General features: G+C 35.3%; 25 protein-coding genes and 1 tRNA gene. 16 read left to right on the top strand and 10 right to left on the bottom strand.

Annotation, left to right across the window (positions count from 1 at the left end; translation table 11 throughout):
- Positions 1-137: 137 nt before the first annotated feature.
- The 3 genes from recA (at position 138) to RICGR_RS06975 (ending at position 3,735) form a co-directional block, all read left to right on the top strand.
- On the top strand, positions 138-1,193 hold the full coding sequence (recA, locus tag RICGR_RS06985; RefSeq protein ID WP_006035589.1) for a recombinase RecA: 1,056 nt from the start codon (positions 138-140) through the stop codon (positions 1,191-1,193).
- Between the two features lie 8 nt (positions 1,194-1,201).
- Positions 1,202-1,657: a regulatory protein RecX gene (locus RICGR_RS06980; RefSeq protein ID WP_006034818.1), complete on the top strand. Its 456-nt coding sequence runs from the start codon at positions 1,202-1,204 to the stop codon at positions 1,655-1,657.
- A gap of 62 nt (positions 1,658-1,719) precedes the next feature.
- Entirely contained in the window at positions 1,720-3,735 is a 2,016-nt protein-coding gene (locus tag RICGR_RS06975) for a M3 family metallopeptidase (protein WP_006034748.1), read from the top strand.
- Position 3,736: 1 nt separating this feature from the next.
- Here the strand turns inward: RICGR_RS06975 and RICGR_RS06970 are convergent, their stop codons facing one another.
- The 4 genes from RICGR_RS06970 to cfa all read right to left on the bottom strand — a co-directional run bounded on the left by RICGR_RS06970 (position 3,737) and on the right by cfa (position 9,273).
- Positions 3,737-5,080, bottom strand: a complete 1,344-nt coding sequence (locus RICGR_RS06970) for an FAD-binding oxidoreductase (protein WP_006035355.1) — start codon at positions 5,078-5,080, stop codon at positions 3,737-3,739.
- A gap of 5 nt (positions 5,081-5,085) precedes the next feature.
- Positions 5,086-7,359 carry a phosphoenolpyruvate--protein phosphotransferase gene (gene ptsP, locus RICGR_RS06965; RefSeq protein ID WP_006036000.1) on the bottom strand — a complete coding sequence of 758 codons (2,274 nt, stop codon included), beginning with the start codon at positions 7,357-7,359 and terminating at the stop codon, positions 5,086-5,088.
- Between the two features lie 110 nt (positions 7,360-7,469).
- Positions 7,470-8,009 (bottom strand): RNA pyrophosphohydrolase, encoded by a 540-nt coding sequence (locus RICGR_RS06960; RefSeq protein WP_006035228.1) that lies wholly within the window; start codon positions 8,007-8,009, stop codon positions 7,470-7,472.
- Between the two features lie 118 nt (positions 8,010-8,127).
- Complete coding sequence (gene cfa, locus RICGR_RS06955) at positions 8,128-9,273, bottom strand: cyclopropane fatty acyl phospholipid synthase (RefSeq protein ID WP_006035106.1); 1,146 nt, start codon at positions 9,271-9,273, stop codon at positions 8,128-8,130.
- A gap of 89 nt (positions 9,274-9,362) precedes the next feature.
- Here cfa and RICGR_RS06950 point away from each other — a divergent pair, with 89 nt between their 5' ends.
- The 5 genes from RICGR_RS06950 to RICGR_RS06930 all read left to right on the top strand — a co-directional run bounded on the left by RICGR_RS06950 (position 9,363) and on the right by RICGR_RS06930 (position 14,839).
- The gene (locus RICGR_RS06950) at positions 9,363-10,925 is read left to right on the top strand and encodes a bifunctional aminoglycoside phosphotransferase/ATP-binding protein (RefSeq protein ID WP_006035542.1); all 1,563 of its coding nucleotides are present in this window, start codon (positions 9,363-9,365) and stop codon (positions 10,923-10,925) included.
- 60 nt (positions 10,926-10,985) lie between these two features.
- Positions 10,986-11,255, top strand: coding sequence for an accessory factor UbiK family protein (locus RICGR_RS06945; protein ID WP_006034727.1), 270 nt, complete (start codon positions 10,986-10,988; stop codon positions 11,253-11,255).
- A 52-nt stretch (positions 11,256-11,307) separates the two neighbouring features.
- A complete protein-coding gene (locus RICGR_RS06940) occupies positions 11,308-12,804 on the top strand; it encodes a YifB family Mg chelatase-like AAA ATPase (protein ID WP_006035481.1) in 1,497 nt (498 codons plus the stop codon).
- 103 nt (positions 12,805-12,907) lie between these two features.
- Positions 12,908-13,786, top strand: coding sequence for a Kdo hydroxylase KdoO (locus RICGR_RS06935; RefSeq protein ID WP_006035148.1), 879 nt, complete (start codon positions 12,908-12,910; stop codon positions 13,784-13,786).
- Between the two features lie 69 nt (positions 13,787-13,855).
- Entirely contained in the window at positions 13,856-14,839 is a 984-nt protein-coding gene (locus tag RICGR_RS06930) for a biotin--[acetyl-CoA-carboxylase] ligase (RefSeq protein WP_006034966.1), read from the top strand.
- Positions 14,840-14,993: 154 nt separating this feature from the next.
- Here the strand turns inward: RICGR_RS06930 and RICGR_RS06925 are convergent, their stop codons facing one another.
- Both RICGR_RS06925 and RICGR_RS06920 read right to left on the bottom strand, forming a co-directional pair.
- Positions 14,994-15,293 (bottom strand): HigA family addiction module antitoxin, encoded by a 300-nt coding sequence (locus RICGR_RS06925; RefSeq protein ID WP_006035418.1) that lies wholly within the window; start codon positions 15,291-15,293, stop codon positions 14,994-14,996.
- An 11-nt stretch (positions 15,294-15,304) separates the two neighbouring features.
- Entirely contained in the window at positions 15,305-15,457 is a 153-nt protein-coding gene (locus RICGR_RS06920) for a type II toxin-antitoxin system RelE/ParE family toxin (protein ID WP_240992249.1), read from the bottom strand.
- 262 nt (positions 15,458-15,719) lie between these two features.
- Here RICGR_RS06920 and relB point away from each other — a divergent pair, with 262 nt between their 5' ends.
- The 3 genes from relB to trhO all read left to right on the top strand — a co-directional run bounded on the left by relB (position 15,720) and on the right by trhO (position 16,870).
- Positions 15,720-15,986 carry a type II toxin-antitoxin system RelB family antitoxin gene (gene relB / locus RICGR_RS06915; protein ID WP_050764044.1) on the top strand — a complete coding sequence of 89 codons (267 nt, stop codon included), beginning with the start codon at positions 15,720-15,722 and terminating at the stop codon, positions 15,984-15,986.
- A 35-nt stretch (positions 15,987-16,021) separates the two neighbouring features.
- Positions 16,022-16,097 (top strand) — tRNA-Thr (locus tag RICGR_RS06910).
- A gap of 41 nt (positions 16,098-16,138) precedes the next feature.
- The gene (trhO, locus tag RICGR_RS06905; RefSeq protein WP_006034789.1) at positions 16,139-16,870 is read left to right on the top strand and encodes an oxygen-dependent tRNA uridine(34) hydroxylase TrhO; all 732 of its coding nucleotides are present in this window, start codon (positions 16,139-16,141) and stop codon (positions 16,868-16,870) included.
- A gap of 37 nt (positions 16,871-16,907) precedes the next feature.
- Here the strand turns inward: trhO and RICGR_RS06900 are convergent, their stop codons facing one another.
- From RICGR_RS06900 to dnaA, 4 genes are read right to left on the bottom strand one after another with little or no spacing between them, the layout of a single operon-like run.
- Entirely contained in the window at positions 16,908-17,231 is a 324-nt protein-coding gene (locus RICGR_RS06900) for a DMT family transporter (protein WP_006035928.1), read from the bottom strand.
- 12 nt (positions 17,232-17,243) lie between these two features.
- A complete protein-coding gene (recF, locus tag RICGR_RS06895; RefSeq protein ID WP_006035324.1) occupies positions 17,244-18,335 on the bottom strand; it encodes a DNA replication/repair protein RecF in 1,092 nt (363 codons plus the stop codon).
- A gap of 6 nt (positions 18,336-18,341) precedes the next feature.
- Entirely contained in the window at positions 18,342-19,454 is a 1,113-nt protein-coding gene (dnaN, locus tag RICGR_RS06890) for a DNA polymerase III subunit beta (RefSeq protein WP_006035780.1), read from the bottom strand.
- A 7-nt stretch (positions 19,455-19,461) separates the two neighbouring features.
- Positions 19,462-20,856, bottom strand: a complete 1,395-nt coding sequence (dnaA, locus tag RICGR_RS06885) for a chromosomal replication initiator protein DnaA (RefSeq protein ID WP_006035164.1) — start codon at positions 20,854-20,856, stop codon at positions 19,462-19,464.
- 671 nt (positions 20,857-21,527) lie between these two features.
- Here dnaA and rpmH point away from each other — a divergent pair.
- Genes rpmH through mnmE form a run of 5 tightly spaced genes read left to right on the top strand, consistent with a single transcriptional unit; the run spans position 21,528 to position 25,291 of the window.
- The gene (gene rpmH, locus RICGR_RS06880; RefSeq protein WP_006035043.1) at positions 21,528-21,662 is read left to right on the top strand and encodes a 50S ribosomal protein L34; all 135 of its coding nucleotides are present in this window, start codon (positions 21,528-21,530) and stop codon (positions 21,660-21,662) included.
- A gap of 13 nt (positions 21,663-21,675) precedes the next feature.
- Positions 21,676-22,038, top strand: coding sequence for a ribonuclease P protein component (gene rnpA, locus RICGR_RS06875; protein ID WP_006035015.1), 363 nt, complete (start codon positions 21,676-21,678; stop codon positions 22,036-22,038).
- The gene (yidD, locus tag RICGR_RS07745; protein WP_071661312.1) at positions 22,002-22,268 is read left to right on the top strand and encodes a membrane protein insertion efficiency factor YidD; all 267 of its coding nucleotides are present in this window, start codon (positions 22,002-22,004) and stop codon (positions 22,266-22,268) included. The genes rnpA and yidD overlap by 37 nt, the downstream gene beginning before the upstream one ends.
- Positions 22,269-22,273: 5 nt before the next feature.
- A complete protein-coding gene (gene yidC, locus RICGR_RS06870; protein ID WP_006035841.1) occupies positions 22,274-23,890 on the top strand; it encodes a membrane protein insertase YidC in 1,617 nt (538 codons plus the stop codon).
- Positions 23,891-23,902: 12 nt separating this feature from the next.
- Entirely contained in the window at positions 23,903-25,291 is a 1,389-nt protein-coding gene (gene mnmE / locus RICGR_RS06865; protein ID WP_006035175.1) for a tRNA uridine-5-carboxymethylaminomethyl(34) synthesis GTPase MnmE, read from the top strand.
- Positions 25,292-25,302: the final 11 nt, after the last annotated feature.

Here is a 25,302-nt window from a genome sequence, read left to right as displayed (position 1 = left end):
ACATTAATTGTCAAAATTTTAAACAAAATTTGTTTCTTTTCAATAAATCGCTATAAAGCATATAGAGACGACCGCTTATTTTATGCGATAATGTTTACTCGAGTCTATTTTTACATGCTAAAAAGGTATCCTGCGCTATGAGTGATGCAACTAATTCACGAGAAAAAGCCCTTAAAATGGCATTAAGTCAGATTAAAAAGCAGCATGGTGAAGGTGCTGTTATGCGCTTGGGTGATTCAAGTCGGGTTTCTGTCGATGTAATCTCCACCGGATCTTTAGGACTCGATATTGCTTTAGGAATAGGAGGGCTACCACGCGGGCGTATCGTTGAAATCTATGGTCCTGAATCTTCGGGGAAAACAACACTGACCTTACAAACCATTGCGGAATGCCAAAAAATGGGGGGGGTCGCCGCATTCGTTGATGCTGAACATGCACTTGATGCGAATTATGCCGAAAAATTAGGCGTAAAAAAAGATGATCTTCTTGTTTCTCAGCCGGATACCGGAGAACAGGCATTAGAAATTGTTGATATGTTAGTTCGTTCTAATGCAATTGACATTATTGTCGTTGACTCGGTTGCCGCACTTACTCCGCGGGCTGAAATTGAAGGAGAGATGGGCGATTCGCACATGGGTTTGCAAGCGCGTTTAATGTCACAAGCGTTACGTAAACTTGCAGGAAATATTAAACGCTCCAATACGCTCGTTATTTTTATTAATCAAATTCGTATGAAAATTGGCGTTATGTTTGGTAACCCTGAAACAACAACAGGTGGAAATGCATTAAAATTTTATGCGTCAGTACGTCTTGATATACGTCGTACGGGTTCAATCAAAAAAAGTGACGAAGTCATCGGGAATGAAACACGAGTCAAAGTCGTTAAAAATAAAGTGGCTCCCCCCTTCAAACAAGCTGAATTTGAAATTCTTTATAATCAAGGTATCTGTCACAGAGGAGAAATCGTTGATCTGGGTGTCGCGCAAGGGTTAATTGATAAAGCCGGCGCATGGTATAGCTATCAAGGGGAACGGATTGGTCAAGGTAAGGACAATGTAAAGCAGTTTTTACGCGATCGCATTGAACTTTGTCAACAAATAGAAACAGAAATCCGAAAAAATTTATTGGGTAACTCCACTAAAGAGAGTCGACGTGAAACGCCAGAATTGGAAACTGAAATCATTGAACCTTAAACTTAAATATGTTAAGTGAAAAGAATGCTTCAGAAATTGACAAAAACATTTACCACATTGCCTTGCGTTATCTCGCGCAAAAAGAACATTCTCGTTGTACACTTCGAAAAAAACTGATACAAAAGGGGTTTTTGCAACAATCAATAAATGTTGTTTTGGATAATTTAAGTCAACAAAAACTTTTAGATGACGTTCGTTTTTGTGAAAGTTTTATTCAAAAGCGCATAAGGCAAGGGTATGGGCCTCTACGCATCATTGCTGAATGTCATCAATATGGTATAGCTGATACTATTATTTTAGATCAACTTCCTCAGGATGAAACGTTTTGGGTTGCGATTATACAAAAAATTCTGAAAAAAAAATCTAAATCTAATGATTTTCTTAAATCGCCGTTACGTCAAATACGTTATCTTCAACATCGCGGTTTTAAGCTGGATCAGATAAAAGTTTCACAAAAAATTTAGCTATTGTAACTTGCTTCCTTTGTAATTTTTCTTAAAAATAACTGCAAAACCTAGGATATTACATGATAAATACATTGCCTCAATTTAATGAAATTAATCCGAAAACGATTGTCAGAGAACTGGATGCGCTACTTGCAAAAAACAAATCAGAATTAACCCAATTATTAGCTGAAATCATTCCTCTGGATTGGAGTTTTATTCAGAAATTAGATGATTTGGATGATCGAATCCAACATTTTTGGTCTCCCATTAATCATTTACACGCCGTTAGACAAACACCCGAATTAAGAGTTGCTTATAATGAGTGCCTTCCAAAATTAAGTGTCTATCATTCAGAACTAAGTCAAAATCAGGCGATTTATCAGGCGATTAAAACGTTAGCCAATAGTGATTATCAATTCAATTATGCACAAGAAAAATGTCTACATAATGCGTTACGCGATTTTCATCTCGGTGGCGTTGATTTACCCGAAGACAAACAAAAAAGATATGAAGACATTGAAACGCAATTATTGCAACTCTCAAATCAATTTGAAGAAAATTTACTGGACGCTACGGCTGAATGGTCAACCTGTATTAAAAATAAATCGGAACTAAAAGGAGTCCCTGCTTATGTGATCACCAACGCAGAAAAAGCAGCAAAAGATAAAAATCTCATAGGTTATCTCATTACACTGGATTCTCCTTCTTATTTTCCATTACTCACGTACGCGGATAATCGTAGTTTACGAGAATTAATCTATAAGGCACATATTACCCGCGCATCAGAGCTGGGTAATCCCACCCTCGATAATAGTAAAATAATTTTCAATATCCTTAAATTACGCCATGAATTAAGCCAATTATTAGGCTTCAAAAATTATGCTCAAAAAAGTTTAGCCGCGAATAAAATGGCAAAAAATCCTGAAGAAGTTCTCGAGTTTCTAGAAAATCTACTGGCTTATTCACAACCCAAAGCGAAAAAAGAATGGGAAGCACTTTCTACTTTTGCCAAATACCGCGATCAAATTGATAACTTAGAAGCATGGGATATTTTGTATTATCGCGAAAAATTACAAGAAAAAAAATTTGGTATTTGCGACGATACCCTACGCTGTTATTTTCCTATAGATAAAGTACTTTCCGGTCTTTTTAACCTCATTGAACGTTTATGGGGCATGCAAATCAAAGAAGTGAAAGATATTGAGGTGTGGGATCCCAGTGTTCGTTTTTTTACGATTACTGATAAGCAACATCAATTACGAGGCCAATTTTATTTAGATCTCTATGCAAGGCCGGGGAAACGTGAAGGCGCATGGATGGATGACTATCAATCACGACGTTATTTAAGTAATGGTTCTATTCAGACTCCTATTGCTTTTCTAACCTGTAATTTTTCTGCCTCTACCGATTCTACCGCGTCCTTATTAACCCACGAAGAAGTATTAACCTTATTTCATGAATTTGGTCATGGTCTACAGCATCTTTTAACGTTAATTGATTACCCCGCTGTTTCAGGCATTAATGGAGTTGCTTGGGATGCCGTCGAATTGCCCAGTCAATTTTTAGAATATTTCGCTTGGGAAAAATCAATTTTAAATTTAATAAGTCGTCATTATAAAACAAATAGACGCTTACCCAGCACATTAATTAAAAAAATGCGCGCAGCTAAAAATTTTCAATCGGGTTTGCAATTATTAAGACAGATTGAATTATCCTTATTTGATTTTCGATTGCATGTAGAATTTGATCCCGAAAAAGGTTATGAACAAATTCAAGAATTATTGGATTCGATACGTCAACGTATTGATATTATACCCATCGCTCCATTTAATCGATTTCAACATGGCTTTTCACATATTTTTTCGGGCGGCTATGCGGCTGGGTATTATAGTTATCTTTGGTCAGAAGTTTTAGCGTGTGATGTTTTTTCTAAATTTCAAAAAGATGGAATTTTTAATGCGGAAACTGGAAACGCTTTTCTACAGAGTATTTTAGAACAAGGTGGTGCCATGGATGCAATCGAGTTATTTAAAAAATTTCGTGGCCGCGCGCCAAAAATACATGCTTTCTTAAAAAGTTTAGATTTAATGGATTAGTCTAGAAACCCAAATTTAAACGCCTTGATAAACTTGAACTCATTTTATCCTGTGGATCCCAATGCCGTTTAACCGTTAACCATTCGGGATATCTTTTATACATCGCTCGAAAGGCTTCGGGGTTTAAACGTGCATCTTTTGCTAAATAAATCCTCCCACCAGTCTGAATAACTATTTCGTCCAATTTATTTAAGCATTCAAATAATTGATCTCCCCTTATAGGAATATCAAGCGCTAAAGTAAATCCTGGTAATGGGAATGACAATGGCGCTAAATTTTCCTGGCCAAAATATTTTAATACGGCAAGATAAATAGGTTGCTTATTCCTCTGCAAAATTTCCAAAATTTCATGAATTGCAACGTAAGAAAATTTTGTGGGTATTACACATTGATATTGAATAAACCCTCTTTTACCATATAGACGGGGCCAGTTTTTTAAACGATCCAATGGAAAAAAATAATCGTGATAGGCTTGTAAAAAAAATTGGTTTTTTTTAGCTAAATGGTAATACGCCTTATTAAACCATTGAACGAATCGAGGATGTAAAACAGAATACGAAAATAAAGACGGACAATTCAATCGGGCATACTTTGAAGTTAAAAAAGGTTTTTTTTGCTGCGCATCAGAAAGTTCTGATAACGTTGCATGCTTCGCTTTTATGAGAAGACCATGAAAAAATGGTTTGTTTAACATGTCTAACCAAGCGACGTTATAATCAAATTCGTTTTCCCCCTGTCCTAACTTCTCTATTATTTGCTTTAAACGAGAGATGGCTTGAACCTGTACCTTCATATAAGCGGTTTCAATTCGTTTTAATTGTAACGTCGCTTCGCCAATAATTCCTGTTAAACCCATACCACCAATCGTCGCCCAAAATAATTCAGGCATTACTTGAGGAGAGCAATTTATCTTTTTTCCACTCGCAGTAATCAGTTGTAAATGAAGGATATGCTGGCCTAAAGAACCTGCATCCTTATGATTTTTTCCATGTATATCCGTTGCAATACATCCCCCTAAAGTCACTTCTGCTGTTCCGGGTATGACCGGTAAAAACCAACCCTGCTTAACACTCCATTTTAATATTTTTTCTAACGTTATTCCCGCCTCAACAGAAAGTATTCCCTGATGCGTATCAAATTTCAGAAGACGATCCAGACGATGGGTTAAAATGATCTCTCCGTGTGCATTTAAAGCAGCATCGCCATAACTCGCACCTAAACCACGCGCTATTGACGTTAATTGGCCCGGTTTCAATTCGGCATAACGCTCAGGACGTGATACTTTCCCCGGCCGCTCTATAGGATATCCATTAAAACTCGATTGATATTTTTTACACCAACTCATGAAGGCTATCCAGTAACAGGCATTAAACAATCTACATTAAACTGTGGTACGGCTTCACTTAAATATTTTCTTATATCCGCCGCATTATCCATCGCTAAAATGTGTATTAATGTATTCTTCGCTTGACTTAAACTCGTTTGTCGAATCACTGATTTTATTCGAGGAATAGAAAAAGAATTCATACTCAACGCATCAAACCCCATTGCTAAAAGTAAAGGTACGGCTAAAGGGTCACTGGCCATTTCGCCACAAATACTAATAGGCTTTTTTGCAAGATGCGCAGCTTCTACAATGTGTACTAACGCCTTTAAAACAGCCGGTTGAAATGGATCATATAAATTAGCGACGCGCGGATTGTTCCTATCCACTGCTAACATATATTGCGTTAGATCATTACTCCCTACGGATAAAAATTCAACGCGTTCTGCTAATCCTCTGACTTGATAAATTGCTGACGGTACTTCTATCATAATTCCAATAGGCGGTTTGCACGCTTGTGAATCTTCACTCACCACTTTTTCGTACGCTTGATCAATTAAACGCAAAGCATGATCGGCTTCTGCAATGCAACTCACCATGGGTAACATGATACGCAAATTATTAAATTCTAAATTAGCACGTAGCATGGCACGAATTTGTATTAAAAATATTTCCGGATGATCCAATGTCACACGAATACCACGCCATCCTAAAAATGGATTATCTTCCTTAATAGGGAAATAAGGTAAAGCTTTATCCCCGCCGATATCGAGTGTTCGCATAACCACAGGACGAGGCGAAAATGCAGCTAATAATTGACGATACAAACCGTATTGTTCATCCTCAGCAGGAAAACAATCACGAATAAGAAAAGGCACCTCTGTGCGATAAAGTCCTATACCTTCTGCGCCGGCTGTTAAGGAAAGGCTTGCATCAGCCATTAAACCCGTATTAACCCAAAGTGCTATATTATAACCATCCAATGTTTGAGCAGGTAACTCGCGTAATGCCTCTAAACTATTCGTAATTTCACTTTGCTGTCGCATCAAGGTTGTAAAGCTTTTTTTAACGCGTTCTGAAGGTGCAATAATAATGCGTCCTTGAGAACCATCTACAATCAATGTTTGCGCTTCAAGTTGATTTACCGGTAAATTTTCCACGCCAGTGACTGCAGGAATACCTAATGAACGTGCTAAAATGGAGAAATGAGAATGGCTTGATCCTTTTACAGAAACAATACCTATTAATCGACCCTCTGGCACTTCTGCTAAAGCAGAAGGGCTTACTTCTTCACCAATCAAAATTGTATTTTCAGGGTAACGCGGTGGTCTAAACGGATTATTCTGCAAATGCATTAATATTCGACGACCTAAATCCCTTAAATCCGAAGCCCTTTCGCGTAAATAATCATCATCAACTTTCTCAAATTGCTGCACATGTTTGTTAATCACTAATTGTAAAGCAGCCTGTGCCCACTGATGGGTCGTTTTAATAGTCGTTATGACCTCTTTTTCTAAACTCGCTTTATTTAAAATCGCTAAATAAACATCAAATAATGCTTGTTCCTCTTCGGGTAAAACAACCATCATATGTTTTTTTAAACGATGAATATCATCTCGCGCAGCTTTAAACGCCTTCTTTAATTGGATTATTTCTGCAGACAGGTTATCTACTTTTTTACAAGGAACCGCTTCTAAATCAGCAAACGGAAAAACAACAACAGCTTCACCGATAGCAATACCAGGGGCGCTTGCAATTCCTTGAAAAAAAATATCCTGTTGTAATTTTTTTTTATTTTCTTTAAATAACGAAAGTATTTCTCCTGTTGCTTCAGCGTGTGCTAATACCCCTCCTAACTGAGCCGCCATAGTCACCAAAAAAGCTTCTTCGGTTTCATCGAAACAACGCTGCTCCTCTTGCTGGGCGACCAATACACCCAATAAAGCACGATTATGAATAATCGGTACACCTAGAAAAGCCTTATAACGTTCTTCACCGACATCCGTAATATATAAAAAATCAGGATGTTCAGGTGCATTTTCAATGTTAATGAGTTCCCTCGTTTGCCCAACTAAACCGACTAAACCCTGATTAAAATTAAAACGTATTTTTCTTATACAATGAGGGTTTAAACCTTCTGTTGCGAGTAAAACATAATTTTTTTCATCATCAAGAATAAAAACAGTGCACGATTGGATATTCAGCGCTTCACGAATACGTCTTACTAATATTCGTAATGCTTTTTCAAAACCCTGGACTGAGCTTATTTCTTGAACAATACGACGAAGCATTTTCAACATAGCAAACACCTAACTCATTCGTATTTGGCATCTATCATTACGGTTTTAAATAAAAGATCTAACCATTCTCAAGTCCGTAAGCATGCTCAAATAAGTTTATATTTATTTGACTATTCGACTTTTTCTACCAACGTTAAGTTGCTACACAATTTACTAACTCGTCTTGATTGTATAGCTTCAGAGGGAAGTAATATCGCTAATTCTTCTAGCGCGCGCCGGTAAACATGTCTCTTAAATGTAATGACTTGTTTAATAGGATACCAATAATGCGTCCAACGCCAACGATCAAACTCGGGTGAACTGGTCTTATCAAAACAAATTTTTTCTGGATTACCTCTCAAACAAAGTAAAAACCACTTTTGCTTTTGTCCAATACATAATGGCTGTATATGTGAACGTCTCAAATGAGAAGGTAACCAATAATATAACCAATTCCTAGTTTCCCCGAGTAGTTCAACATCTGAATCCTCTAATCCTAATTCTTCATAAAGTTCTCTAAATAATGCCTGTTCAGGTGTTTCATTCAGTTGAAGCCCCCCCTGCGGAAATTGCCAGGCATGTTGACCAATGCGTCTCGCCCAAAGAACTTTTCCTTCCCTATTCGCCACAATAATACCAACGCCTATTCGAAAACCTTCCTCATCAATCACACGATTCTCCACATAATTTAGGCTTACATTGTTTCATAAAACAATTAGAGGGTAAACCATTATAACTTCATTTTTTAAATTAATTCAGAGAAAAATTCAGCTTAAAAACAGTTAAAATTCAGCGAATAGATTGATAACCGTTGACGAGACCCCCTTTAGAAAAAATAATTTGCCATAGCTGAAGATCGCGGGCTCTAAAAGCACCGGCGCACGCTAATAAGTAATATTTCCACATTCGATAGAAAGACGCGTCATCGTAATCTTTTTTCAAGAAAAACCAAGCCTTATCAAAATTTTCAAACCAAGCCATCAGCGTTTTATCGTAATCAGCGCCAAAATTATGCCAATCTTCCATAATAAACAAACCCTCACTTGCTTTCCCTATTTGACGAATAGAAGGCAAAATTCCATTAGGAAAGATATATTTATGTATCCATGGATTAGGATAATATTTAGAGGTATTACTTCCGATAGTATGTAATAAAAATAATCCCGAGTCTTTTAAACAACGATGAACTATTTTCATATAGGTTTTATGATTTTTTGGTCCTACATGCTCAAACATCCCTATAGAACAAATGCGATCAAATAGGCCTGTAATATCTCGATAGTCTTTAAAAAAAATTTTAATAGGCCAGCCTTGACAACACTTTTTTGCGTAATGATATTGTTCTTTGGATACCGTTAATCCGAGAACTGAACACCCATAATTTTCTGCTACATAGCGTGCAAAACCTCCCCATCCACATCCTATATCCAATATTTTCATCCCTGGTTTTAGTTTTAGCTTTTCACAAACCAATGCCAATTTTGCACGTTGAGCGTCATCTAAATTATTACTTTTTTTCCAATAGGCGCAGCTATAAATTAAATCTTTATCCAACATCGCTTGGTATAGTGAATTCCCTTTATCGTAATGATGTTCACCGACTTCAAACGCACGTGACTTGGCTTGCAAGTTAAAACAAGATAAAAAAATGGTTCGAATTTTCTCTTTTAAAAAATAATAAATAAAATATTTATTTTTTTTTATATTTTCCGGTAATTTTGTATGTAATAAATAAAAAAAGAACTCATCCAGCTTTTCACAATCCCACCATCCCTCTACATACGATTCTCCCAACGCTAAAATAGGATTTTTTAAGAGTCGTTTATAAAATTTTTCGTTATGAATTTGGATATCTCTTGGATTTTTTCCATTCATCTTAATTTTTGCTTCCGCTAATAATTGCTGGACTAATTTTTTAGCATCAAGTAATCTCATAGAATATCCCTTTTCCTTCTTTACTTATTACCACTTACAACTCAGAATAGGTTACGCTATAGTGTAACGGGTTAATATTGTTTTTAGTTATGTTTAATTCTTCTTCAATTAAAAAACTTCTCTCTCATCGAGCCTTTAATCACCCAACTCCGCAACTTGGACTTATTGAAACCCATGTTTCTTGGATTATATTGACAGGAAAATATGCCTATAAAATAAAAAAATCGGTCGATTTTGGTTTTTTAGATTTTTCAACGTTAGAAAAACGTAAATATTTTTGCGAAGAAGAATTGCGGTTAGGTCAATTGTTTGCACCTGAAATTTACCTCGCTGTCGTCCCTATTACTGGAACCATGAAACAGCCTCAAATGAATGGAAGTACAGGACCCATTTTAGAATATGCTATCAAGATGTGCGAATTTCCTCAAAAAAGTTTACTCAGCGCGCTTCTTAAAAAAGGGAAATTAAATACCACACTGATTGATCAATTAGGCCAATTAATCGCAGATTTTCATAAAAAAACACCGATTGCACCTAAAAAATCTCGCTTTGGTCTTCCCAATGAAGTCCATGCTCCAACACAGCAAAATTTTGAACAAATTCTCCCTTTGCTTAAAAAATCGAATGATATAGAACAAATAAAAAGGATACAAAAATGGGCTAATAAGCAATTTAAGATACATCAAAAAATGTTTGAAATGCGTAAAAAACAAGGCTTTATTCGTGATTGTCATGGTGACTTACATCTTGCTAATATCATTCTTTATCATGGAAAACTTATTCTTTTTGATCGCTTAGAGTTTAATAAAGATTTGAGATGGACAGACGTGATTGCTGATCTTGCCTTTTTAGTAATGGATTTATCAGGAAAAAAAAAAACAAAACATGCGAATCAACTCATCAATACCTATCTCCAATTCACGGGAGATTATGAAGGACTTTGTATATTGGCTTATTATCTTTCTTATCGTGCAGTCGTTCGTGCCAAAATTGCTTTATTTCGATTAAATCAGAAAAATTTAACGAGTAATGAGAAACGTGATATTCTTTGTGATTATTACAATTTCATAAATTTAGCAGAATCCTATACCCAGCCTCACAAACCCTGTTTAATTATTATGCATGGGCTTGTGGGTTCAGGAAAGTCAACTCTCGCAAAAAAAATAGCGATGAACTATGGTGGCATACAAATAAGTTCTGACATTATCCGAAAAGAATTATTTAATCTATCACTTTACGAAAATTCCTTCTCTCCCCCTTTTAAAGGGATTTACACTTCAGAAGCCACCGAAAAAACTTACGCTAAACTTCTTGATTTGGCTGAAATAGTGATTAATGCTGGATTTATTACATTAATTGATGCTACCTTTCTTCTCCATCGTCAACGTGACTTATTCTATAAATTAGCTAAACGATTAAGCGTGCCATTTTATATTTTTCATTGCCAAATAGCCGATTCCAAAATAAATCAACAACTTAAAAATCGTAGTCGGCAAAAAAATTCTATTTCGGAAGCAAATTTGTCTATTTTAACGTTACAAAAAGAGATCATCGAACCTTTGTCAACATCAGAACAAAAACACACATTGATGATCGATAAAAAATTAAGCGGATTTAAAATGAACGTAGATAAAATTTTTTCTTCACATTAAGGTTGCCATGCACTTTTGGAGTATTTCGGTTAAAATAAGCATTTGATGAGGAATGTTGATATGTTTGATACAAAATTTATTGAAGATACTGTAAAGCGATTAACAGAAAGTTTACCTCCCGGGTTAAACAAATTTAAAAAAGAGTTAGAAAAAAATTTTCGTGCCATTTTGCAAAGTGTATTTTCAAAACTTGAATTAGTGACTCGTGAAGAATTTGATGTACAAAAAAAAGTTTTACTAAAAACACGTCATAAAATAAATGCATTAGAAAAACAAATAATTTATTTAGAAAATCATTTAATTAAGCCTAAAAATAAAAAAATAAAATAAATCCATACTGGGTTTTAAATAACGAATAATAAAAAATTAGAAGGAGCTAATCATGACATTTGCGAGTGTACAAACGCGAGCAAACATTGGAATTCAAGCAGTTCCTGTGAGTGTCGAAACGCATATATCCAACGGTCTATCCAGTTTATCGATTGTTGGACTTCCTGAAACGACCGTTAAAGGTTCTCGTGGTCGTGTACGAAGCGCTATCATTAACGCGCAATTTGAATTCCCTGCACGACGCATAACGATCAATCTGGCTCCTGCTGATCTCCCAAAACAAGGGGGTCGTTTCGATTTACCCATCGCGTTAAGTATTTTAGCGGCATCTCAACAAATACCCATTCATTCACTTGAATCGTATGAATTTATCGGCGAATTGGGGTTATCCGGTGAACTTCGGCCTGTTTCAGGGATACTCCCTTTTGCTTTAGCTGCACAAAAAGCAAATCATTCGATTATCATTCCCTCAGAAAACGCACAAGAAGCAAGCCTTAATAAAAAGGCTAACATTTTACCGGCTAAAAATATTTTACAAATTTGCGCACATTTACATGGACAAGCCACTTTATCAAATTACCATGGAACGTATCTTCAAGATGAATCTCGAAATTTACCTGACCTATCGGAGGTACATGGGCAAGTGCATGCAAAACGTGCTTTAGAAATTTGCGCAGCCGGAAGACACAGTCTATTAATGATAGGCCCTCCGGGTAGTGGGAAAACAATGCTTGCTTCCCGATTGATAAGCTTACTTCCTTTGTTAAGTGACGAAGCAGCACTAGAACGTGCGGCAATATATTCTATTTGTGGGCAATCTATAGCGTTAAACGCCTGGAAATTTCCCCCTTTTCGCAAACCACATCACACGGCTTCAAGCATCGCGTTAGTCGGTGGTGGAAATCCACCTCGCCCGGGGGAGATATCACTCGCCCATCATGGCATTTTATTTTTAGATGAATTACCTGAATTTAATCGACAAGCATTAGAAGCGCTTCGCGAACCGTTAGAGTCAGGAAATATAACGATTTCGCGAGCAGCACGACAAACAGAATTTCCAGCAAATTTTCAGTTAATTGCAGCAATGAATCCCTGCCCCTGTGGTTATTTTGGTAGTTTAACCCAAACGTGTGTATGTACAACACAACAAGTCCAACAATATCGCAAAAAATTATCGGGCCCATTTTTAGATCGCATTGATATGTGTATTGAAGTGAATCCTTTATCAAAAAGTTATTTGTATCAATTAAACCAAGAAGAAAATAGCCTTACTATTCGAAAAAGAGTTAAACAAGCGCAAATTAAACAACTCAAAAATTTTGGAAAACTTAACCATAATTTAAATGGAAATAATTTAAAAATTGCTTGCAAATTGTCAAAAAAAGAACATAAAATATTAGAACATGCGTTAGAAAAATTCCAACTTTCAACACGTGCTTATTATCGAATTCTACGTATTGCACGAACTATTGCTGATTTAACAGAATCTCAACAAATTAAAATATCGCATTTAATGGAAGCTTTGAATTATCGGATTATAAAAAAATAAAGCGGTTTAAAATTCGCGATCTAATCATTTTAACACTAAACTGATCCAAGAAAAAAACTGAAACGCTATAGAATAAAATATTTTTTAGACGGATTTATCAAAAATGGATACATTCTCTATTTGCACTGTTTATGATTGGAATAAAAAATTTAAAAAACAAGAGCAAGAAACCGCAATTTCTGATCTTGAATCTGGTAAAATTATTGTTTGTCCACAACTTTCATTTAACATCCACGCTTATGAAAAAACACTTTTTATTCCTTATTTGATAAACAAAAAAACGAAAAACATCGGCTTTCATTCAAAAAATAATTGCTTAAAAGGAATAAAAACCAATCGGCGTCATCGTCTCCAATTAAAAGCGTTGCTCGCTCATTTTTCTAAACGGGCTCACTATTTCATGAATGCATTATTTTCACGATATGCACATTCACTGACTTTAGGCCATACTCATTTCCATCCGATACAAATAAAAAATCGGACGATTTCCGTTCGCCGCGATGATAGGCTATTCCATATCGACGCTTTTGCTTCAAATCCCAATCAAGGATGCCGCATTATTCGCCTATTTTGTAATATAAATCCGTATGGTGAACGACACATTTGGCGTATCGGTGAAAACTTTGAAGCAATTGCTCAACGTTTTTTACCAAAAATTAGGAAACCCTTTCCAGGTAGTGCTCAATTTCTACATTGGTTAGGTATTACAAAAAGTATCCGCACTGATTACGATCATATTATGTTAAAAATTCATGATACGATGAAGCTCGATACCATTTATCAAAAAAAAGTCAATTATAAAGAACTCCGTTTTCCACCCGACACGACTTGGATTGCTTCAACCGATCAAGTATCACACGCGGTTATTTCAGGACAATATTTATTAGAACAAACTTTTTATTTACCTATAAAGGCTATGGCAAATCCGCAGAGAGCGCCGCTTCACATTTTAGAGAAACTAGTCGGACGTCATTTAATTTAATAATTTTATAAAAAATGATAAATTAGCCCAGATTATTGAAAAATCTAATAATGCATAAGAGAATTTAAAATGTCTTTTTTAAAGTCGATATTAACTTTGTTGGCAGACGGTAACTTTCATTCTGATAAGGAAATCAGCCAATGTTTAGGTATTTCTTGTAAACGAGTCCCTCAGGTATTAAAAAATAGTCTAGACCCTTCCATAAATTTAGACCGTTTAAATGATAAATTTTTTCGAATTATAGGTGGATTAGAACTACTGAATACGTCCTCTATCACGAATGAATTAGGTACGCTGAATCAATTACTTTCTCACGTAAAAATACTGATGTCTATTGATTCTACGAATAATTATTTACTCAACAAACGAATCATCACGAAAGGGAATTATGCTGTATTTGCCGAACAACAAACCGCCGCTCGTGGACAATTTCAACGTCCGTGGTATTCCGTTTTTGGGAAAAATATTGCTTTATCACTTCTATGGTCCTTTTCAAATTTACAGAAGCAATTAGAAGGACTCACTTTAATTGTCGGAATTGCTGTAGTTAACGCGCTGGAAGAATATGGATTAAAAAAAATACAACTCAAATGGCCGAATGACATTATTTATGAGGGAAAAAAATTAGCAGGCATTTTAATTGAGTCGCGATTAATAAATACGAAACGACAGAAAGTGGTTATTGGTATTGGCTTAAATCTTTACAACCCATCCACTTTTTTTCCTATTAATGAACAACTCGTTACCAGTATCTTTTCAATCAGTAGATTACCGCCAAAACGTAACGTACTGGCTATGCTCATTTTAAAAAATTTGCTTCAAACACTTAAACTTTATGAAGTGAAAGGTTTAAATTATTTTATGAGCGAATGGCAACGACTTGACGGTTTTATGGACAAATTACTTTTGATACAAAATAAAAATGATCGTGTTGAAGGTATCGGAAAAGGAATAAATAGCCGTGGTCAACTCTGCGTACAAGTTAAAAATACATTACATTATTTTAATAACGGAGAAATTAGCGTAAAATTAAGCAACCTTCTAAATTGCTAATTTAACTTAAACCGTTTACAATTCTGAACTTTAATAGTTCTCACGTCTTGTTATCCTTATTGTGATTGAGTAGGAAGTTTATCTCACACGTCTAAAACGGTAATAATTAATCGATATTTTGAATAAGTGTATTATTTTTTATATATTTTACTAATCAAGCAGCTCTACGAGTTAAATTTAATGGTTTAACTTTACGATGTTTTTTTAGGCTATGCCATAAGTCCCAACTTGATTGTAAATTTAACCAAAACTCCGGTTCAGTTTGAAAAGCTTCTGCAAGTGTTAAGGCTGAATCAGCAGTAATTCCTCTGTGCTTATTAATAATTTCATTGAGACGCGTGTAAGTCCATCCTATATGGTCGCTAAAGGATTTTTGGCTCAACCCTAAAGGTTCTAAAAATTCCTTTAAAAGCATTTCGCCTGGGTGAGTGGGCTCTCTGTTTGTAGGTAACATAAAAAATTCTCCTAGTGGTAATCTATAATGTCTACTTCTTCTGCATTACCATTATTCCATTTAAATATAATTCTCCATTGTTTATTGATTCTTATGCTCCAAAATTCTTCCAGATTTCCACGTAATTTTTCTAAATGATTACTTGGAGGTATGGCTAGGGCCACATAATGCCCTATTAAATAGTGAGAAGAAAAAAATAACTACTCTTCTAGAATCAGTAAATCCTGATCGGATAGACCCGTTATTTCTTTGATAAGTGGAGGATTAATTCGTTTAGCCAGCATCTTCTTAGCAATCTTTAACTTCTTCTCTTCGGCCCTGTTCTAGGCCTTTTTTTAAGCCTTTTTGTTCTAATTGCTGTGCTAGAGTCATAATTTTCGCTTAATATGTTATACTTGTATTACAATATAAATATTTAGGTGCTTTATGACAATAGCAGTTCGTTTACCAAAAGAATTAGAAATTAAGCTAGATCAAATGGCCACTATAACTCATCGCTCCAAAAGCTATTATATCAGAAAAGCTTTAGAGAATTTTTTTGAAGATAGAGAAGACTATTTGATAGCAGCCGCTCGACTAGAAGAAAAAAATGATCGAATACCTTACAAAAAGATGAGAAAAGACCTTGGCTTGGACGGGTACAAAATTGGTACATCCGGCATGAATAGTTCAAAGACTAAATTGCTAATTTAACTTAAACCGTTTACAATTTGGCACTTCTATTCATCGCTGGAATAGCTCAGCTGGTAGAGCAACTGATTTGTAATCAGTAGGTCCCGGGTTCGACTCCTGGTTCCAGCACCAGAGATGGCCTATTTACTATCAAAAATATCTAAAATGATACTATGTTATCTATTATCAATATCGCTGCTTATCGTTTTGTGAGATTACCTAAACATCTATTAACTCAACTGCAGACTTCTTTTAAATTAAAAGTAACGGAATTGGATTTAAAAGGAACCCTATTATTAAGTGAAGAAGGAATTAATTTATTTATCTCCGGTAAACAGGACGCTATTACCTCTTTTCAAAACTTTCTAAATACGTACCCCTATTTTATCAATTTAGAGATCAAAAAAAGTTTTTCTAATTTTCAACCGTTTAAAAAAATGTTAGTTAAGTTAAAAAAAGAAATCATATCGTTTGGTATTGATCGTATTCAACCTGATTTATTGACTGCTCCTTACGTTACACCTGAAAAACTTAACCTTTGGTTAGAAAAAAAATCAGATTTAGTCCTTCTGGATACACGAAATTCTTTTGAAGTTAAAATGGGTAGTTTTAAAAACGCTTTAGACTTGAACCTTAAAAAGTTTAGAGATTTTCCTAATGCAATTAAAAAATTACCTAAAAAACTAAAAAAATTACCCATTGTTACTTTTTGTACCGGAGGGATTCGTTGTGAAAAAGCTGCAGCGTATCTTTTAGAAGAAGCCTTTACTGAAGTCTACCAGTTAAAAGGAGGGATATTAAATTATTTTGAAAAATGCGGAAAAAATCACTTTGAAGGATCTTGCTTTGTGTTCGACGACCGAGAAAGCTTAACTTCAAGTCTAGAAGTTTCTAATCCAACGTAAATTTAGTTTAGAAGTTCCACGTGAAACCTACATTCCATTATCGACTTGAAACCAGCTTTAACCCAAATATTGAACTAACCAATAAAATCAAGAAAAATAATCTTAAACAGGTTAATGGATCTTTAAAATAAAATATCCCTACTAACGCTGTTCCGAAAGCACCCACTCCTGTCCATACTGCATAGGCTGTCCCTAATGGTATTTGCTCAATCGCTTTATTTAAGCAAAACAAGCTTAAGGTTGCAAATAATAAAAAACCCAGCGTATATTTGAGCTGTGTAAATCCTTCAGATAGCTTCATACAGGTTGTAAAACCGACCTCAAATAAACCAGCTATTATTAAAATCAACCAAGGATTCATATGACTTACTCATTATATTAAATTCTTTTCTATAACCTGACCATCATCCACGTGAAATATTTTACCTAGCCTATGGGTTTCTACGCTTTTTATCAACGTTTTTTCTATTGTCGTAATAAAAACTTGCGCTTCCAACGTATTAAGTAGCTGCATAAGTGCATTTTGCTTTGTAGGATCAAGTTCTGAAAATAAATCATCAAATAGGTAAATACACGATTTTTGCGCTATTTTTTTTAATAATAGGCCTTGTGCCAACTGTAATGCACAGATCAATAATTTTTGCTCGCCGCGTGATAAGATTTCATGAACAGAAATTCCATTTAAGCTCAGTAATAAATCTGCTCTATGCGGTCCAAACTGTGTATATAATAATTTGTAATCTCTCTCCAGTGAACCGCTTAAAATTGAAGCTAAATTTAATTTTTTATCCCACCCCTGGTAAAAAACAAGATTTAAGCCTTGTAAATTAACTAATTTATTGATTAACTCTATGATTAAAGGAACTAATTGATGTAAATAGTTTTCTCGAAATGACGTTATTTCATCGGCAGCCTCTATTAATGCTAAATCCCATATTTTTATTTGATTCCACGGCACTTGTCGTTGCAGCGCAGCATTACGCTGTTTTAATATGTGCTGATATCGCTGCCATATCTGAAAAAATTGCGGTTCCACGTGAAACACACCCCAATCAATAAATCCTCTGCGCGCACGAGGACCTCCGCTTAATAAAAGATAACTATTGGGGTTTATAAACTGTAATGGCAATAATTTGGCCAATTCGCTCACTGGATTTGTATTATTATCAATCTTTATTTTGGTTTTACCTTGTCGTATTTTTTCTAAACCGATTGTTTTCATCGTTGTGGAACTGGTCCCTAAGAGAACTGAAAATAAATTGAAACGCTCAGCGTCATATTGAATCGCGCGACTAGCCAATCGACTTCGAAATGATCGACCTAGGCTTAAAAAATAAATGGCCTCAAGTAGACTCGATTTGCCACTACCATTTTTCCCATAAATAAAATTAAAATGCGGAGAAAACTCAAGATCTAATTCGGCAAGATTTCGGAAATAATTTGTTTTTAACCGAAATAAATGCATAAAACATTATATACGCATAGGCATAATAACGTAGAGACCAGCATCTTTTTCTTTAGATTCAAGCCTTACACTGGCTTCCGCAGATGTTAATGTAATCTTAACAGGCCCAGCCGGTAAACTGTTTAATACATCGATAAGATAATTAATATTAAAAGCGATGCTGATGTCTTTTCCATGATAAGCGATGTCTAAATAATCTTCGGCATCTTCTTGTTCAAGGTTGTTGGCAAAAATACGTAAAAGATTTCTTCTTAACTCGAGGCAAACGCTTTTATGCTTATCATTTGATAAAACGCTTACGCGTAACAAAGAGGCTTTGAATAAGTCACGATCGATTTCAAAAATTTTATCTCCACTTTTCGGAATAACGCGATCATAATCAGGGAACGTGCCATCAATCAGTTTAGAAGTAAATGTATAATCCTGCATCGCTACCTTTAACTGATTTTTAGTTAAAAATATGGTTAAACTATCATTTTCTTCATCGCTTAATAAGCGTGAAAGTTCATAAATAGCCTTCCTAGGAACTATAATTTGGTTATTATCAACCGTTATATTGGCTTCTTTTACATTTAGTGCTAAACGATGACCGTCCGTTGCAACCGCCCGCAAACTTCCTCGATCTAATTCCCATAGCATTCCGTTTAAAAAATAACGTACATCTTGATGTGCCATTGCAAAATTGGTAGATTCTATCAAAGAACGTAACCCTTTGGGTGATAAAACAAATTTTGCCTGCTCTGGATGATTATCTAACGCTTCACTTATTGGAAAATCTGTCGCAGGCAACGTCGATAAATTAAATCGACAACGGCCGGATTGCAGATATAACTTATCACCTTTTTGCTGGAATTTTAATTCACTCTCTTCAGGTAAACTTCGACAAATATCCATTAGCTTTCTCGCAGGAGCAGTCGTTGTTCCTGATTGACCTGGTTTTTCTAACGTGATACGACCCGCTAACTCCACTTCCATATCGGTTCCTAACAACGACAAATTTCTATCATTCAACCGTATTAATAGATTAGAAAGTATAGGTAACGTTTGGCGGCGCTCGATCACGGCGGTTACTAATTGTAAAGGTTTCAATAAAATTTCACGATTAATTGTAAATTGCATTTTTTCCTCAACTCGATAAAGTACGCAACAAATTTATAAAATCTTCCGCAACCCCAGTATTTGTTTTTTTTAATTCTTGTATTTTTCGAAAAGCATGTAACACAGTTGTATGGTCGCGTCCACCAAAAGCGCGGCCTAATTCCGGTAAACTATGATTAGTCAATTCTTTTGCCAATGCCATTGCAATTTGGCGCGCACGTGCTAAAGAAGATGTACGTCGTTTAGAAAGTAAATCAGAAACCTTAATTTTATAATATTCAGCAACCGTTTTAATAATATTATCTACCGTAACTAATTTATCTTGTAAAGCAAGCACATCTTTTATTGCCTCGCGCACTAATTCGAGTGTGATTTGTAGTCCTGTAAATTGCGCATAGGCAACAACCCTTTTTAATACGCCTTCAAGCTCTCTCACATTGGAATGAATTCGTTTAGCAATAAAAAAAGCGACTTCCTGAGGTAAACTTATTTTGGTTTGCTCAGCTTTACTAATTAAAATAGCAACCCGAGTTTCCAGATCCGGGGGTTCAATGGCAATAGTCAATCCCCAACCGAGACGTGATTTTAATCGCTCCTCTACACCCGACATTTCTTTTGGATATCGATCACAGGTTAATACGATTTGTTGTTGACTTTCCAATAATGTATTAAAGGTATGAAAAAACTCCTCTTGAGAACGATCTTTCCCTGCAAAAAATTGAATATCGTCAATTAATAGTGCGTCTAATGAACGATAATACGTTTTAAAATCATTAATTGTATTGGTTTGCAACGCTTTTATCATATCCGCAACAAAACGTTCCGAATGGAGATATAACACCTTTGCATGTGGATTCTTAAGTAAAATAGCGTTACCAATGGCGTGCATTAAATGTGTTTTTCCTAATCCAACTCCTCCGTAAAGTAATAACGGGTTATAGGCTTCCCCTGGATTTTCTGCCACTTGAACGGATGCTGCTCGCGCTAATTGATTCGATTTACCTTCAACAAAATTAATAAATGTAAAATTTGAATTGATATGCGTTGACGAAGTTTTTACTACTCTCGATTTTCCTTTTATACCTTGAGCATTTCTAAGTATGGGTGATATTTGAGAGGTTTGATTATCACGACTACCCACTCGAAGTATAACCTCAGGAGGTGCTTCATCTAATTGAGTCAAAATTTGATTAATATGAACTAAAAATCTCTCATTAACACAATGCAACACAAATTGATTAGGCGCCCATAAAACAAGTTGATCTTCTTTTTGTTCTGCCTGCAACGGTCGTATCCACGTATTAAAATCTTGGAGTGAGATATAATCTTGAAGTCGATCCAAACATTTTTGCCAAACAAACGTTGCTAAAGCAGTTGTCACAATAATTCCTCTATTATCTAAAATAAACCGACCTAAGTTCATATCACAATTTTTATAGCTTATCTAGCCTAAGGACATTTAAAAAAAACTGGATATTTTGTAAATCATATGAAACAAATTTTTGTAAGCAACAAAATATGAGAACAGTTTATAAATAATTATCTATAAAAAATGATTCATTAGGTAACAAGCGGGTCAATTATATACCCAATCTCATCTAAAATCTGTTAATAATAACGAATAAACGTGTGCATATAACTGTTAAAAAAAAATATAAATGAGCTTGCCCTTAAAACAAGGTTGCTTCGTGCACATCTAATCCCAACTTATCCCCAATTAACCTTTTTGTTAATCGCATGAAAAATATAATAAAAATTGTGTTTAGAACAGAAATAGCCGTACGTTATCATCACTCCTATTTATCTAAAATAAATTATAATTATGATAGAAGCATAGTGATCTAATGAGACCTAAAGAATCTAAAATGAGCATTCGTAGACATAATCGAATTGAAAGAGGAATAATCGTACTTTTTCTATAAACAGTAAAAAAAAACAATAAAACACGCATCAATACAATCTAATCTATTTAAATCGCATGATTTTAAAGGCCAGAGAAGCGTTTTTCTGGAATTATAATTGACAATTTAAATAGGCTACCCTAAGATACGTCCTTCTTTAATGAGATAACAGGCTCTTAGAGGCATTGTAACTATGAAAAGAACATATCAACCCAGTAATCTAAAACGAAAAAGAACCCACGGATTTAGGGCACGCATGGCCACAAAAAAGGGTCGTTTAATCATTAAACGACGACGTGCGAAAGGTCGTTTTCGCTTAACAGCTTAAATTTTTATCTCATTTGATAAAAATTAGTCAAAAATTCATTAAATCATCCCGTATTCAACGGGCAGAGGATTTCCGAAAGACATTTCAACAAGGAGAAAAACAAAAACGGGGTGGATTAGTTGTTTATGTGAAACCTAATGATTTGGGCTTCGCAAGGGTGGGGTTAGTCATTTCAAAAAAGATAGTTCCAAACGCTATTAATAGAAATCGACTCAAACGTCTTATACGTGAGAGTTTTAGACTTAATCAGCAACGGCTGCCTGATGTGGATATTATCGTCGTCGTTACGCGTCGATCTTTATATAATAATCAAGTTTTTTTGTGTGATTTAGATAAACAATGGTCAAGCTTAGCAATTTCTTACAACAGAGCCTGATCTTTTTAGTACAGGTTTACAGTTATTTTATCAGCCCTGTAATTGGTAGCTGTTGTCGATTTCATCCAACTTGTTCAAAATATACGCAGATTGCGATTGTTCGTTATGGTGTTTGTAAAGGCATGTATCTCAGTATATGCCGGTTATTATGTTGCCATCCTTGGCATCCCGGTGGGTATGATCCTGTCCCACCATTTTCAGTTTCTAAACTACCCAAAAAAATGAGTTAATTGATATGGAACTAGCCCGCGTTTTTTTATTAGGTGCTTTGTTTTTAGTAGCATTTATGTTATGGAATGCATGGCAAAATGAATATCCGTCTCATCATCAAGAAATAGGTTCTGCGAATGTTATAACAGAACAGCCGGATAACAAAATAAACTTACCGGCCATGAAAACAATTCCCGTTGAAAATAGAAACAAAAATCGTTTTATTCATGTTAAAACGGATGTGCTTGATGTTTGGATAGATACTGTAGGGGGAAATATTGTCAAAGCAAATCTTTTACACTATCCACAGTATCCCAATCAACCCCGTTCAACCCCGTTTCAATTATTAAATAATGATAACGCTCATTATTACGTCGCGCAAAATGGATTGATTTCAACGGAGAAAAAGCAGGTATTCCACTATCAGAGTAATAAAAACAACTATACATTGAATCCAGAGGAATCCGTATTAAAAGTTTCTTTAGTTTGTAATACGTGCGGAAAAATAAAAGTTCAAAAACAATTTACCTTTAAAAGAAATGATTATTTAATCCCTGTGCGTTATCAGATATCGAATGTCGCGCCTTCTATTTTTGAAGGTCGTTTTTATGTTCAATTTCAACAACGGAAAATTGATAAAGCCCATAGCTTATTTAATATTAGTTCATATACAGGTGGAGCAATTTCGACACAAAATAAACCTTACCAAAAAATTAGCTTCGATAAAATGAAACAGGGAACTCTGTCGTTGGCCACTCAAGACGGTTGGGTAGCCATGTTGCAACATTATTTTTTAAGTGCTTGGATACCTCCAGCAGGTCAGGAATTTCACTTTTATAGCTACGCAAAGGACGATATTTATACGCTGGGTATGTTAGGAGCGCCTTTTCAAATTCAGCCCGGAATGGAATTTGTCAGTGAAAGTAAGCTTTATCTAGGTCCTGAAAGTATGGATCGCTTAAAAGCAGTAGCGCCTCATTTAGATTTGACAGTGGATTATGGCATTTTATGGTTCATCTCCATGGCCCTTTTTTCGCTACTAAAATTTATTCACCATTATGTCGGGAATTGGGGATGGTCAATCGTTATTGTAACGGTATTAATAAAATTAGCTTTTTATCATTTATCGGCTAAAAGTTATCGATCAATGGCGAGTATGCGTAGCTTACAACCTCGCCTACAGGCTTTAAGGGAGCGTTATGGTGATGATAAACAAAAATTAACACAAGCCACCATGGCGCTATATAAGACCGAGAAAGTGAATCCTTTGGGAGGGTGTTTGCCCATATTAGTACAAATTCCAGTATTTATTGCACTTTATTGGATGTTATTAGAAAGTGTGGAATTAAGACAGGCGCCCTTCATCCTTTGGATTCATGATCTGTCCGCTAAAGATCCGTACTATATCTTACCTGTTTTAATGGGGATTACGATGTTTGTCCAACAACGTCTGAACCCACCACCACCAGACCCTACACAAGCCAAGGTAATGCAGTTTTTACCTATTTTTTTTACAGCATTATTTTTGAACTTTCCTTCTGGTTTAGTCCTCTATTGGATTGTAAATAATACGCTTTCCATTTTACAACAGTGGTTTATTATGCGACGATTAAGCGTCGAGTTATCTAAAAAAAAACAGTGATCGTATGTAGACGTGAATGATATTGAAGTAACCACTAAAGCCAATGAAACGATTGTAGCGCTGGCTACCCCACAAGGTAGAGGCGGAATTGCTGTAATTCGTATTTCAGGCTCAACGATTAAACGTATTGCTAATCAATTATTGCGACGGGCACCTAGAAAAAGATATGCAGAATATTGTTCCTTTTTAGCAAAAGATGGATCGCTTATCGACCAAGGTCTCGCTTTATATTTCCCCGCTCCACATTCTTTTACCGGTGAAGATGTTCTTGAGTTGCAATGTCATGGAGGACCTATTGTTGTCGATTGTTTGCTAAAACGCGTCCTACAGTTGGGAGCTCGATTGGCTAGACCCGGAGAATTTACAGAACGTGCGTTTTTAAATGCGAAACTTGATCTGGTACAAGCTGAAGCGATTGCTGATTTAATTAATGCTGAATCAGAGCAAGCCGCACGTGCTGCAATGCGCTCATTGCAAGGTGATTTTTCATTACGGATTAACCAGATCCGAGATTCTATAATCGAATTGAGGATGTGGTTAGAAGCATCAATAGACTTTTCAGACGAAAACATCGATTGTTTAAAAGATGGAGACGTTTTAACACGGTTAAATTCAATTTTAACGGATATACAAAATATTAAAAATTTAGCCAAACAAGGTACTCTATTGCAAGAAGGAATCAATTTAGCGATCGTGGGTCCTCCCAACGCAGGAAAATCAAGTTTATTAAATAGATTGAGTTTAAAAGAAGCTTCAATAGTCACTTCTTTTGCCGGCACGACGCGTGACGTCATTCGGGAAAAAATTCAAATTGAAGGCTTATTAATTCATATTGTTGATACTGCAGGATTAAGAATAACGATAGATGAAATCGAAAAAGAAGGGATAAAAAGAACATTGGCTGAAATAGCGAAAGCAAACTTAATTCTATGGGTGGTTGATCACAACACAACACGTCATGAGGATTTAATATTCTGGAAAGAACAAGAATTGTTTCTTAAAAATATTTTTCTTGATAACCGTATCCTTATCATCAGAAATAAAATTGATCTGAGTCAAGAAAATGCACGTATAGAAAAAGAATTAAATTTTAACGTTATTAAATTGTCTGCAAAAACAGGAGAAGGTTTTTCGTTGCTTTATAACTATTTAAAAAACTATGCGGGCTATACGAATTCCTCTGAAAGTAATTTTAGCGCAAGGCGTCGACATTTAGACGCTTTATCGCATACACAAATGACTTTAAATAAAGCATTAAAAAAAATAAAAGAAAACACTTTTTCTGAATTAATTGCTGAGGATTTAGCGATGGCACAAAATTTTTTAGGTGAAATTACTGGCCATTTTACAACACATGATTTATTAGGGAAAATTTTTTCAAATTTTTGTATTGGTAAATAAAGATAAATAAT

The sequence above is a fragment of the Rickettsiella grylli genome, from assembly GCF_000168295.1.
GTDB classification, from domain to species: Bacteria; Pseudomonadota; Gammaproteobacteria; order Diplorickettsiales; family Diplorickettsiaceae; genus Aquirickettsiella; species Aquirickettsiella grylli.
Note: the sequence above shows the minus strand (reverse complement) of the source record. Positions and strands in the feature narration are given on the sequence as shown.